This is a genomic window from Natronolimnobius sp. AArcel1 (assembly GCF_011043775.1).
Classification (GTDB): domain Archaea; phylum Halobacteriota; class Halobacteria; order Halobacteriales; family Natrialbaceae; genus Natronolimnobius.
Map to the genome: position 1 here is coordinate 23392 of NZ_JAAKXY010000001.1, position 11555 is coordinate 34946.

General features: G+C 61.4%; 12 protein-coding genes. 7 read left to right on the top strand and 5 right to left on the bottom strand.

All coding sequences use genetic code 11. From position 1 onward, the window contains the following. Nucleotides 1–39: 39 nt before the first annotated feature. Nucleotides 40–678, top strand: coding sequence for a thioredoxin domain-containing protein (locus G6M89_RS00145; RefSeq protein ID WP_165159696.1), 639 nt, complete (start codon nucleotides 40–42; stop codon nucleotides 676–678). A 19-nt stretch (nucleotides 679–697) separates the two neighbouring features. Here the strand turns inward: G6M89_RS00145 and G6M89_RS00150 are convergent, their stop codons facing one another. Continuing rightward, on the bottom strand, nucleotides 698–2026 hold the full coding sequence (locus G6M89_RS00150; protein ID WP_165159698.1) for an MFS transporter: 1329 nt from the start codon (nucleotides 2024–2026) through the stop codon (nucleotides 698–700). 21 nt (nucleotides 2027–2047) lie between these two features. Continuing rightward, complete coding sequence (locus G6M89_RS00155) at nucleotides 2048–2470, bottom strand: low molecular weight phosphatase family protein (RefSeq protein WP_165159700.1); 423 nt, start codon at nucleotides 2468–2470, stop codon at nucleotides 2048–2050. Between the two features lie 95 nt (nucleotides 2471–2565). Here G6M89_RS00155 and G6M89_RS00160 point away from each other — a divergent pair, with 95 nt between their 5' ends. The 3 genes from G6M89_RS00160 (at nucleotide 2566) to G6M89_RS00170 (ending at nucleotide 5004) form a co-directional block, all read left to right on the top strand. Then, a complete protein-coding gene (locus G6M89_RS00160; RefSeq protein WP_165159702.1) occupies nucleotides 2566–3138 on the top strand; it encodes a hypothetical protein in 573 nt (190 codons plus the stop codon). Between the two features lie 103 nt (nucleotides 3139–3241). Continuing rightward, a complete protein-coding gene (locus G6M89_RS00165) occupies nucleotides 3242–3730 on the top strand; it encodes a DUF892 family protein (protein ID WP_165159704.1) in 489 nt (162 codons plus the stop codon). Beyond that, the gene (locus tag G6M89_RS00170) at nucleotides 3727–5004 is read left to right on the top strand and encodes an ethylbenzene dehydrogenase-related protein (protein ID WP_165159706.1); all 1278 of its coding nucleotides are present in this window, start codon (nucleotides 3727–3729) and stop codon (nucleotides 5002–5004) included. Before G6M89_RS00165 ends, G6M89_RS00170 begins: the two co-directional genes overlap by 4 nt. 80 nt (nucleotides 5005–5084) lie before the next feature. Here G6M89_RS00170 and G6M89_RS00175 read toward each other — a convergent pair whose 3' ends face one another. The 3 genes from G6M89_RS00175 to G6M89_RS00185 form a co-directional block, all read right to left on the bottom strand. Then, entirely contained in the window at nucleotides 5085–5306 is a 222-nt protein-coding gene (locus G6M89_RS00175) for a hypothetical protein (RefSeq protein ID WP_165159708.1), read from the bottom strand. 116 nt (nucleotides 5307–5422) lie between these two features. Then, nucleotides 5423–6421 (bottom strand): aldo/keto reductase, encoded by a 999-nt coding sequence (locus tag G6M89_RS00180; protein ID WP_165159710.1) that lies wholly within the window; start codon nucleotides 6419–6421, stop codon nucleotides 5423–5425. Nucleotides 6422–6490: 69 nt separating this feature from the next. Then, a complete protein-coding gene (locus G6M89_RS00185) occupies nucleotides 6491–8152 on the bottom strand; it encodes a hypothetical protein (protein ID WP_165159712.1) in 1662 nt (553 codons plus the stop codon). 249 nt (nucleotides 8153–8401) lie between these two features. On the opposite strand from G6M89_RS00185, the gene G6M89_RS00190 reads away from it, so the two are divergent. The 3 genes from G6M89_RS00190 (at nucleotide 8402) to G6M89_RS00200 (ending at nucleotide 11505) form a co-directional block, all read left to right on the top strand. After that, the gene (locus G6M89_RS00190; RefSeq protein WP_165159714.1) at nucleotides 8402–9679 is read left to right on the top strand and encodes a PQQ-binding-like beta-propeller repeat protein; all 1278 of its coding nucleotides are present in this window, start codon (nucleotides 8402–8404) and stop codon (nucleotides 9677–9679) included. A gap of 99 nt (nucleotides 9680–9778) precedes the next feature. Next, on the top strand, nucleotides 9779–10609 hold the full coding sequence (locus G6M89_RS00195) for an ABC transporter ATP-binding protein (RefSeq protein WP_165159716.1): 831 nt from the start codon (nucleotides 9779–9781) through the stop codon (nucleotides 10607–10609). Between the two features lie 71 nt (nucleotides 10610–10680). Beyond that, nucleotides 10681–11505, top strand: coding sequence for a hypothetical protein (locus G6M89_RS00200; protein ID WP_165159718.1), 825 nt, complete (start codon nucleotides 10681–10683; stop codon nucleotides 11503–11505). Nucleotides 11506–11555 lie beyond the last annotated feature (50 nt).

Below are 11555 nucleotides of genomic sequence, written 5' to 3' on the forward strand. Positions count from 1 at the left end.
ATCGATATTCCTAACCGCCCGCAATCCCTAGCACCGCCAATGAATCGCCGTTCGTTTCTCGCGACGACCGTTGGCACCGTCACCGTCGCCACAGCGGGCTGTACCTCGCTGCTCGAGGCCTCGATACCTGACGAACTCGAGGATGTTGACCCAGACCAGCAGCTGCCAACGCCGACGCGTGGCGATGGGGCGGTAACGGTCGAGGTCTACGAAGATATGGGCTGTCCGCACTGTCAAGACTTTCAGGCGGACGTGTTTCCGGTGCTCGAGGACGAGTACATTGACCAGGACGAAATCGAGTATCGCCACCACGACTTCGTTGTGATGGCATCAGACGCGTCGCTCGCCATGGCAAACGCCGCGCGTGCAATTCAAGACGAGACGGGGACCGACGACGATCCGAACGGAGAGTTTTTCGCGTACAAAGCAGCGGTAATGGCGGCAGACCCCGACAGCGGCGACGAAATCGCCGCGCTTGCAGATGAGGTCGATGTCGACCCAGAGGTCGTGACTAACGCACTCGAGAACGAGACCTACTACCCAACACTCGCGGCGGACTGGGAGCACGGCGACGAGGAGGGTGTCGAGGGGACGCCGACAGTTATCGTCGACGGCGAGGTGGTCGACGAGCCGACGGACCCGGATGCAGTCGTCGACGCGATTGCGGAAGCGCAGTGAACTCGAGGGCCGCTCGAGATTAGCGGTAGGCCTCGAACTCCTGGCCGAAGATGGCGAAGTAGACGACGCCGATGAGTCCGATAACTGATGCGGCCGTGAACGCGATTTCTGGGGTCGCGTACGCCCAGAGCAGGCCGCCGATGAACCCGCTTGGAATCACGATTGCACCGCGAACGAAGTAGTACGAGCCGGTTACCCGACCGCCAGCGCCCCGTTCTGCGGGACCGACGATCAGCGCCTTGTGAGCAGGTAATCCAGCGAATCGGAGGCCGGAGAAGGCGAATACGGCGATCAGGACCCAGACGTTTGCGGGCGAGAAGATCAACAGTACGGGGAACGCAGCGTAGACGAAAAAGCCGAAGTTGACGACCGGTTTGAGCCCAATCGACTCCGCGAGTTTCGCAGCCGGTGCCATGGTGAGCAACGCGACGAACATCTCGACACCGAGCAGGAGGCCGAAGAAGGCAGCGGGTGCGAGATCAACCGCGCCGACTGCGGGGAGCGTGACCGCGAGCCCGATGTCGAGTTCCTGCGTGATCACCCAGATGAAGAAGATGTAGACCATCCCGTTGGCGAAGCGAACGAACGTATCCGCGACCAACAGAGGTCGCAGCGGGCCCGGAAGCGCCCGTAAGTCGTCCGCAATCTGGCCAAACCCTTCGAACTCCTTGCCGACGCTATCCTCGTCGGCCTCGTACATGACGTGCTGGATGAGCGTCCCCAGAAACGCGAAGACGATCCCGATGACGAGCACCCAGAGGAAGCCGGGCAGGAACTGGTCTGCAACCAGTACGGTGACGATCAGCGGCGCGATCAGAAACGCGGTTCGACGGAACGTTTCCGTGCTGGCGAATCCTTGCGCAAGCCGGCTCGGGTCCGTGGATTGCTTGACGATTGCGTAGTGACCGCCGATGCCGAAGGATTTCCAGCACTGAGCCAGCAACAGGCCGACGAAAATCCAGACCCACGGCTCGAGGACGATAATCCCGAGGTCAATTGAGCCGATGTAGTAGGCGGCCAGCCAGATGCCAAACCCAATCGTCGAAAGAAAGCCGAAGACGGTCAATGCGTACCGAGAGCCGACCCGGTCGGAGACGATGCCGCCGTAGTAGGGATAAACAGCGCCGATGATATTCCCGAGTGCGGCGAACGTACCGACGATGAGTGCGCCTGCGCCGAGTAACTCGAGGTACTCCGCGAGGAATCGGTTGGTCATCTGGAAGCCCAAGCTGAACGCGAACATGGCCAGCGACAGGATGAGAACGTCCCGCTGGAGCGAGAAGAACTGCTTGAACGTATCTAGCGGGCTCGTCTCCTCTGTGTCGACCGTGACTTCTTCGTTTGACATTGATAGTCCTGATTTAGATGGTTACTCGTGTGTGGTCTCGAGGTGATCGAACAGGGCGCGTACGCGGCGCTGAATCTCGTCGCGTTGTGCTCGAGTCGCGTCCAGATCGTCGCCGCCGGGATGCTCGAGGTCCCAGGTCTCCGTCTCCCCGTCCCAATCGTCGGGGACGAACTCGGCGGGCGCACAGCCCATTGTGATGACGTATTCGGCGTCGACGACGTCTGCCGACGTTATTTGACGCGGTTCGCGGTCGCCGATGTCGATTCCCTCTTCCTCGAGTACTGTACGCACGTCATCGTGGACATGGTCTCGCGGATCGACACCGCCGGTGACGATCTCAACGGCGTGTTCGAGGCCCCGGTTTGCCCGTTCCTGTTCGGCGAACGCGGTCGCGAGCTGACTGCGACCGGCGTTTCCGACGCAGACGAACGCCAGTTTGGTCATACGCACATATCATGGGTCGAAGGTATATACATTACCCAATACAGTCAACCGGTATCGATTTACCTCGCGGCCTCGACCTCAAAGTATAGGGAACTATGACCGGCCGGAAGAACGCGATGCTCACGACGGAAGACCGGCGGTGGTTGACTGGTGAGAAACGCTACGACGGCGAGCACGCGAAGCAGCAGCGCTACCAGCGCCGGCGGGATATCCGCGAACGCGTCTCGAACTCGCTGCTTGATTTCTCGGTACTGTTCGAGCATATAGAAGAGGACGAACTCGAGAAACTGTTCGGCACGCCGGGGACGGACCAGACAGAGGTAACTGACGACAGTGCACTTGCTGATGGCATCTGCGATGCGCTCGCGTTCGTGCTTCGGAGTACGGGAATCAACGCCATGCACGATGGCGCGGCCACCGATTCGAACCCGCTCGCAGAGCGCTTGCTCACCGAAGCGCTCTATCGCGCAGGCCGGAAAGACGGCTATCTGGTCCAAAATGTCGATCTCGAGGTCGACGCGATGGCGTTCTCCCGCAAATCGCTGCTCGCGGATTTAGAGGCCGGCAACGACCTCTCGCCGTCCGAACTCAGGGTGTTACTCGAGATCGAGGACGTCGACACGAGCGCGGTGCAAGAACACATTCGGCGGCAACTGCTCGAGGAGTGATGACGCTATTCAGACGCCACCGCCTCGTTTGGGCCGCTAGCAATTCTGGGACAGCATTGCGAAGACGACCCCGATCACGACACACGATACAGGAGCTACTTCAATGACGACCACGACACCCACCGAGATGTTCGAACGCGAACTGCAGAAGCTCTATCACGCCGAACTCGAGATTCTCGACTTGCACGCGGATCTCGCGGCGGCCGCGGCGACCGACGATGTCGCGGCGCTGTTTACGGATCACGAAGCGGATACGGTCGAGCAGATTCACCGGATCGAACGGATATTCGAGGAGTTAGACGAACCGCCGGAAGCCGAGGGGAGTCCGGTCATGGAAGGTATCCTCACCGAAAAGGACGAAATCGTCTCCACGGACGTCCCGCCGGAGCTTCGGGATCTGGATGTTCTCAGTACGGGGATGATGAACGAGCGATTCGAGATCACAGTGCTTGATCGCCTCCTGTTGTTGGCGACGGATCTGGATCTTCCTGACGAGATTACGACCGAACTCGCGACGAACCGTCAGGAGGCGAAGGCTGCACTCACTGCCATGGAAGCAATTGTCGAACGACGGCGTCTCGAGGACGGATGACGGAGTACTGGCGACCCGAGGAACACACGAAGCGACTGCAGACCCAGATCGCGTATACCGCGGAGCAGATTCACTTCCGATTTCAGTGGAACCAGCCAAATCCCGGCGGCTGGATTCACGACATGCTGGTCTACCACAACGGCGAATGGACCCAGTTCGGCGATCCCTCCCCGTGGATGGCCGCCGGTGACGACCACGACCACACTGGATTTTACGAAGATCGCGTGAGCTTCCTGCTCGATGACGGCTCCGTGCGCGGCTTCGAGGAGTTCGGCGGCTGGCTCACCGTTCACACCGGCATGCGGTCATTGCCGAGTGAGGTCTCCGAACAGGCCGTTCGAGCCCACGACCACTTCGGAGACGACGGCCTCGAGAAGACCGATATCCGAAAGTACATTCCACAAGCCTGCGGCGGCGAGTGGTGGGAAAACGACTGGCGCGACGTGCGCTCGGGGGCGGAACTCGAGGCGCTCAAGGCCGACGGGGTCTTTCTCGATCTGCCGATGTGGCGCGCTCACCGCAGCCAGCCAAAGGGCTACGGCACGGACCACCACGTACTGGACTACCGCCATGGCGACCAGGGGCGAAACACGTACACGACGCAGGCGTGGGACCCCGAGGACGGCCCCGAGTACATGTGGGATCCCGAGGTGCTCGAGGGTGGGGCGCTCGATTATGCCGAAATTCGAACCGGCGAATTCCCGGATCAACAGGACGGCACCTATGCTCTCGAACTCGAGGATGCGGTCCCGTTCGATCCCGAGGTCGCCGAGTGGGAGGGCGCGATGATCCCGCGCCGGCCCCTGCAGGAACCCCACGGGAGCGCCGCTGACTGGCAGGCGGATGGGGTCTACGACAAGGATGCCGGAACGTGGACCGTCGAGATGTGGCGGGACTTAGAAACTGACTACCCCACAGACACGACACAACTCGAGCCCGGCGGCGTCTACACGTGGTCGCCAGCGATCCACCACGGCGCGGGCAAGCGCTGGCACTGGGTGGCCTACCCGTACAAACTCGGGCTGGGCGTCAAGCCAACGTATCAGGGCGAGGAGCACGCCAGCGGGACGACCGAACTCATCGCTCAGGAGGTCATCAGCGAGACTCCCGACTGGGATGAGCTTCCGACGTACACGATTCCGCTCATTTTCCCCGGTGTACTCGAGTGGAGCGACCTGACGAGTGACGACCACCCGCGCGCGGATGAGATCCGAAATGCCGAGGTGACGATGTGGGAACTGTACGAGACGGATCCTGAATCGTTCCTCGAGTAATGGGGGCGGTAACGGTGCCGATACCGTACAGGTTACAGCGACGGTGACGGCCCGCTCGAGGAACGAACCTGAAAGATTTGCTACATTTTCTCCGCGATCCGCTCAATCGCCTGCACCAGTCGATAGAGCAGATAGACGAAGGCGAGTACGGCACCGACCAGTATTCCATCCAGTACGAGTCCTGCGGTGACGAGGAAATTGATCCCATATAACAACCCGAAGAGGATCACGAAACCCACGAAAACGAGGACGAGGATCCCGTATCGGTAGAGATCGACTGCAGTCGGCTGCGGTGGAGACATAGCCAAACGATCAAATCACAGAAATAAATATGTTCATGATCAGGGGGCAGTCCGCCTTCGGGATGGTCGCGACATTCGTACCGAAACGGCCGATTTCACCCACTCCCCACTGACGCTTACTCCTCGAGCGCTCGAGCCGCCGCGATGCGCTCGAACTGGTCGTTGCTCAGGTCGAGTTCGACCGCGCCGACGTTCTCCTCGAGTTGGGTTGGTTTTCGCGCGCCGACGATTGGGACGCACGTATAGTCCGGCTGGTCCATCAGCCAGCGCAGCGACACCTGTGCCGGTGAGGCGTCGAGTTCGTCGGCGACGCTCTCGACTGCCTCGAGCACGTCCCACGCCTGGTCCGAGACGTACCAGTCGTCGAACATCTCGTCGAGACTGCCCCGCGAACCGTTCGGCGCTTTGACGCCGCCGCCGTCAGTGCGCTCGTACTTGCCGGTGAGGAAGCCACCCGCAAGCGGCGAGTAGGGACAGACGGCGAGGTCCTGATCGGCACAGACCTCGAGGTAGTCGTTGACCTCGTCGTACTGGACTGCGTTGACCATCGGCTGGGTCACGTCGAAGCGCTCGAGGCCGTTCACGTCGCTTTGCCAGAGCGCCTTCGTCAGCTGCCAGGCAGCCATCGTGGACGCACCGAGGTAGCGAACTTTGCCCTCGCGGACGAGTTGGGTAAGTTCCGAGAGCGTTTCGCGAATCGGCGTGTTCTCGTCCCAGCGGTGGATGTAATAGACATCGAGATAGTCGGTGCCGAGGCGTTCTAAGGTGCCCTCGATCTGGGCGCGGATGTGCTTACGTCCGAGGCCGGAGTCGTTCGGCCCGGGCTCACCCCAGCCGTCAAAGGGGAAGTAGACCTTCGAGGCGATGACGAAGTCCTCGCGGTCGTGGTCCTCGAGCCACTCACCGATCCACTCCTCGCTGGTGCCGTTTGGATTGCCGTAGACGTTCGCGGTGTCGATGAAGTTGACACCGTTCTCCCAGGCGGTATCGAGCAAGTCGTGAGCCGCCGTCCGGTCCGTCTCGACGACGCCGCCACTTTCCATCGCGAATCGCCAGGTGCCGAAACAGAGTTTCGAGACCGTTGTCCCCGTGTTGCCGAGTGTCGTGTACTCCATACTCCCTCGAGGATTGGCAAGCAACGGGTAAAACAAATCGGGAAGCGGCGAGTGGAAGGGGGTAGGAATTCACTCGAGTCGGTACCAGTCGAACCGTTCGACGGCGTAGCGGTAAGCGACCGGTGGCGCGATCAGCCCGATGACGAGAATCGTCCACGAGAGCGTCGTGACGGTGCTTGCTTCGAACGTCGCTTCGACCTGCGGGATGATCGTCGCCGTCATCGTGGCGATCTCGGCGATCAACGCCGCCGAGTCGGTATAGAGGACGGTCGCCGCACCAGCAGGCAGCATGATCGCGACTGTGTAGACGAGAAAGGCCATCTTGCTCGGCATGACTGCCTCGCTGTTGTTCGTCACCTTGACGGTCCCGAAGCGGGGAAACACGGAGCCGATGCCGGCCGCGAGTCCTGGGGTGACGAGCGCGCCGACGGCGGAACCAACGACCAGCGCGCCCGTCGCCTCGAGTGAGAGCGGACTCACAAGTCCCATCGCGATTGCGACGATGATGGCGACGGGGACGCCGACGAGCGAACCGGCGATCATCCGCCCTCTGATTGCATCCGTGCCGGAGAGCGTCGACGTGAGGACGGCTGACAACGCCTGGCCGAGGTCGCCGAGCGGGTTGAGCGTGAACAGCACGCCCGCGCCCCAAACGACGTACAGACAGAGCAGGACAGCGAGATACGTCGGGACCGTCCCGGTCTGGATGATCTCCTGGGCGAAAAACAGCGTGCCGAACAGGGGATAGGCAACGTATGCCAGTCGGATCGGCGCGCGTTTTGTCCGGCGAATCGCCGTCACTGCGACGGTCCGCGTCGGCTGGGCGAGCCCGTATGAGAGTAGTTCTGCGAGGCGGTTCGACGAGTCCGCGTCCGAAACAGTCTCGTCACCCGTTCGTGCCGGGTCCGCATACCAGTGGACGCGAGCGACGGCCTCACCAGCGAAAATGGCAAGCGGGGCGACGACCGCCGTGGCGACGAGCGCGCCGATTGCAGCCGTACTCGAGGGAGAGATTCCCGGAATGGCAACCAACAACAGGTGGCCGGGCCAACCGAGCGGGCCATCACCGAGCAAATCAAAGAGGACGGCCGTGATCTCATTGAACCAGCCGGTTGCAATCGAGCCGAAGTACGCAAGAGCAAGCAGGGCAAGCAGCGGGGTGCGATAGCGGGCAATCGGTTCGTAGACGGTGATCAGGTGCCGGAAGCAGACGCCGATGACGAAGCCGACCGGGACTGCGGTTACGAGAAGCAGGACCACCACGAGCGGGGCGATGACGACGGGGAGGATCGTCCCAGTGCCGGAGGCGAAAGCTGACGACAGGACCACCGCGGGCGGGACGACCCACAGTGAAAAGAGCACGATTTCCGCGCCAACCACGCCGACGACGACGTTCCGGAGCCGCGTCGAAATGAGCAGACAGGCGGGCTTGTCGATCTTCGCCGCCGTCGTCACCGTCCGAATCGCAGCCATGAGAACCGCAAAAAGCCAGACTACGGCAACGACGCCTGGGACGATCTCGAGGATCATCGACGCCATCTCCGAATCGACGGCCCCCGCTGCGACCTCCTCGCCGAGTTCCGGGAGCAACAGCAGCGCAACGACCGTCAACGGTCCGAACGCGAAGACGCCGATGGCAGCCATGACGAGAATCTTCGTCCGGTCGCCGGTGACCGCACGAATCGTCCGGCGACACTCCATCCCGGCGATGCTGAGAGCCGCGTTCGTCACTGGGTCTCACCGCCACGAACAACGTTCTCTCCCGGCATTTTCATATCTGATATCAGACCGCCTGCTACGTAAACCGTTTGGACCGTTGTCACACTCAGAACCTGCGATTCATCTGCTGGCGTGTGCTCAAGGCAGCGTGGTTCTGACTGGATCCCTTCGACCTGCGTGGACGAACAGGGCTGCGGACACTGATTCAGGGCAGAGAAACAGAATAAAACGCTTATGTGTCACTGTGAATTATACAATAAAATGAAACTTAGGACGGTCTTGGGTACAGGATCGATGGTATTATTTGCCGGCTGTAGCCTTCCGGTCGTCGATTCTGAGACTACTAGCAGCGATGGTACAACGTCCACTGACGCCGAAGGGACTGTACTCGAGAACTGCCCTCTCGAGTCCACAGCGTGGCCGTGCTATCGAGGGAATATGGCACAGACGGGGCGCAATCACGTCTCAGTTGAGCCGCCATATGACGACACAACCATTTTTGAGTTTTCTGAGCCGCTGTCGATTCCGCAACGGTCAACACGAGTAACGCCCGGTGTTGCGGTTACTGAAGACGCTGTCTGTCTGACGACTCTTGATTGGGACCACGAACCACTCGCTGTCGATCCAACTGACGGACGGTTGCTCTGGCGATTTAACCACGTCCTTCGAGAGCAGGACGAACCGATTCGAACGAGCGAGTTCCAGCACACGTCGACGCCGCTCGCTGTCTGTGATTCTGTGATTCTCCAAACGAAGGACCGTCGTTGTCGTATTGACATTCTCGATGGATCGACAGTGTGGGAAGACACAACGTCGATACGTGGTGGTGCCCTGATCGGCAACCGAGACACGATCTACCACCCGGATAGTCTCTGTCGGATTGATCCACAGACCGGTTCTTTAGATGGATGCGTTCACGACAGTGAGTCCGGTATCCTGTACGGATTTGCCGTTTCTGATGACTATATCGTCGCTAGTTCCGGCTATGGGGCCGGCCGTGTCATTGCCTACAATACAGCTGATTGGTCTCTCGAGTGGAAAGAACCGACGCCAAGCGGTATTCGCGGTGGCCCCACAATCCACAACGGGCGTGCGTTCGTTTCCATTAGTCAGGGGACCAAAGCGCTGTCAATTCGGGAGGCCCAACTGAGAGCGTACGACCTCGAGACGGGTACAGAACGCTGGCAAACGAGCGTCCCCGATACGGTCGGTGCGCCATCGCACGACGAAGACGGGACAGTGTATCTCCCACACACTGATGACGTGGTACACGGCTACGACGAAACCGACGGCGAACAGGTCTGGTCCGCAAATATCGAGGACTCACTCGAGGACTTCGTCGGCGACCCGTCGACGTGCTACCCGCCGCTGATCACCGACGAGACGATGATCCTCGCCGGTCGTGACGGTATCGTGATCGTCGACCGAGACGACGGCTCTCATCGCTGGTCGGCAGCACAGACGATTGTTGGCGCACCCGCGGTGACCGCTGACGGGCTGTTTCTTGCGACTCGCGACGGCGTGACCGTCGTTCGCTAATCGCTTTCGTTTGGGGTCCCAGACTGTCCGCACTCGAGGCTGCATCCGAGCCTGACAACGGTGTCATGGATTTAACTGGATGCGAGCGCAACGGAGGGTATGGTTCCGTCTCCGTCGTCGCCTGCAGCGCCGTCAGGACCGCCGTCCAGCGCTGGGACAACCGTGATCGAGACTGCCGACCTCACGAAGCAATACGGCGAGACCACTGCCGTTTCTGGACTCTCACTCGAGGTCGACCGTGGAACCGTCTACGGCTTTCTCGGCCCGAACGGCGCAGGAAAGACGACGACGATGCGGATGCTGACGACGCTCACCCAGCCCACTTCGGGGACGGCCCGCGTCGCCGGCCACCCGATCACTGACCGCGAGGCTGTCACGCCCCACATTGGCTATCTCCCTGAGGAGCCGCCGATCTACGACGAACTCTCCGGGCGCGAGCAACTCGAGTACGTCGCCGGACTGCGTGATCTGCCAGCCGAGGATGCAAGCGAGCGCATCGAGTCGCTGCTCGAGCGCTTTGGCCTGCTCGAGGATGCGGACAAGCGCATCGGCGACTACTCGAAGGGGATGCGCCAGAAAGTCGGCGTGATTCAGGCGGTGTTGCACGAGCCGGCCGTTGCCTTCCTCGACGAGCCGACGAGCGGACTCGACCCGCGTGCGGCACGGACGATGCGCGAGACAATCGCCGATTTGGCCGACCGGGAGATGACCATCTTCCTCTCGACGCACATCCTCCCCGTGGTCGACGAACTGGCGGATGAAATCGGCGTCCTCCACGGCGGCGAACTCGTCGCACAGGGCGACCCCGAAACCCTCAAATCCCGCGCTGAAACCGGCGAAGCCCGCAGTCTCGAGGATGCCTTCCTCGAAGTCACGCAGGAACACGGCGAGGAAGCCTCGAGGCGGTCGGCGGAAGCGTCGCCTGAGTAAGGCCGCGTACTATCAATTCTGTTTCTATTTTTGGAGGTATGCATAAATAGTGGTGTGCTGTCATATTTACTATGTACTGGTCTCGGCCCACCGCGACGACGCTCGCGCTCGCCGCCGTCGGCGGGCTCGTAAACGTCGCCGTCGTGTTCACGCTCTACGTCCGCGCGGCGTACCCCATCCTCGAGTCGACTGGCGATATCGCCGTCCTCGCGGTGGCGCTGTTCGCAGTCGGCGCGACTGCGGTGTTCGCTTCGGCGTACACGCGATTGCTTACGCCCGCACTCGGCTGGATCGCGGCACTGGCGGGCACCGCGTACTACGAACTGACGACGCCGATGCCTGACTGGGGCGAACTGGATGGGCACGTCATCGTCGAGGGTCCGACTCACGTTGCCAGCTACGCCAACACGTGGTACGTCTGGCTCGCGCTCGCGTTGTTCGTCGGCGTCCTCGAGTTTGGCATTCGACGCGGCTACGGGCTCGGCGAGCAGTCTCTCCGAAACCTTCCCGACCTGCCGCTGTCGCGAGCGGACCTCGCACGCACCGTCGTCGGTTTCGGTGCACTGGTCGGCGTCGCAACGATGCTGTTGACGATTCGATCCGGTTTGCCACACCTCGAAACGGCGCTGGCCATCGCCGTTCTCGCGACCGCTGTCGCCGCAGTCCCCCTCGCAGCGTTGCTCGCTCGAGGCATGGTCCTCCCAACCATGCTGTTCGTACCCGTTCCATATCTGCTGATCTACGAGGTGTTCGTCACCACCGACAGCCCGGTCCACATCCTCCTGTTCGGACCCTACGCAGTCGTCCTCGCTCTCGCGTGGGCGCTCGAGGCTCTGCTCCGGTCGCGGCTGCGAGGCTGGGACGGTGGCCGGTTCACTGACCACAACGCCGCATAGGGGAGACAGTGCGGGCGGACTCGAGTCCGACATCCCTAAGCGCGCGGACT

Bases quoted from the DNA above. Each gene is read 5' to 3' on its own strand.
- G6M89_RS00175 (WP_165159708.1), bottom strand. From the start codon at position 5,306: ATGTCTCCACCGCAGCCGACTGCAGTCGATCTCTACCGATACGGGATC.
- G6M89_RS00160 (WP_165159702.1), top strand. From the start codon at position 2,566: ATGACCGGCCGGAAGAACGCGATGCTCACGACGGAAGACCGGCGGTGG.
- G6M89_RS00145 (WP_165159696.1), top strand. From the start codon at position 40: ATGAATCGCCGTTCGTTTCTCGCGACGACCGTTGGCACCGTCACCGTC.
- G6M89_RS00200 (WP_165159718.1), top strand. From the start codon at position 10,681: ATGTACTGGTCTCGGCCCACCGCGACGACGCTCGCGCTCGCCGCCGTC.
- G6M89_RS00180 (WP_165159710.1), bottom strand. From the start codon at position 6,421: ATGGAGTACACGACACTCGGCAACACGGGGACAACGGTCTCGAAACTC.
- G6M89_RS00150 (WP_165159698.1), bottom strand. From the start codon at position 2,026: ATGTCAAACGAAGAAGTCACGGTCGACACAGAGGAGACGAGCCCGCTA.
- G6M89_RS00190 (WP_165159714.1), top strand. From the start codon at position 8,402: ATGAAACTTAGGACGGTCTTGGGTACAGGATCGATGGTATTATTTGCC.
- G6M89_RS00195 (WP_165159716.1), top strand. From the start codon at position 9,779: ATGGTTCCGTCTCCGTCGTCGCCTGCAGCGCCGTCAGGACCGCCGTCC.
- G6M89_RS00155 (WP_165159700.1), bottom strand. From the start codon at position 2,470: ATGACCAAACTGGCGTTCGTCTGCGTCGGAAACGCCGGTCGCAGTCAG.
- G6M89_RS00165 (WP_165159704.1), top strand. From the start codon at position 3,242: ATGACGACCACGACACCCACCGAGATGTTCGAACGCGAACTGCAGAAG.
- G6M89_RS00170 (WP_165159706.1), top strand. From the start codon at position 3,727: ATGACGGAGTACTGGCGACCCGAGGAACACACGAAGCGACTGCAGACC.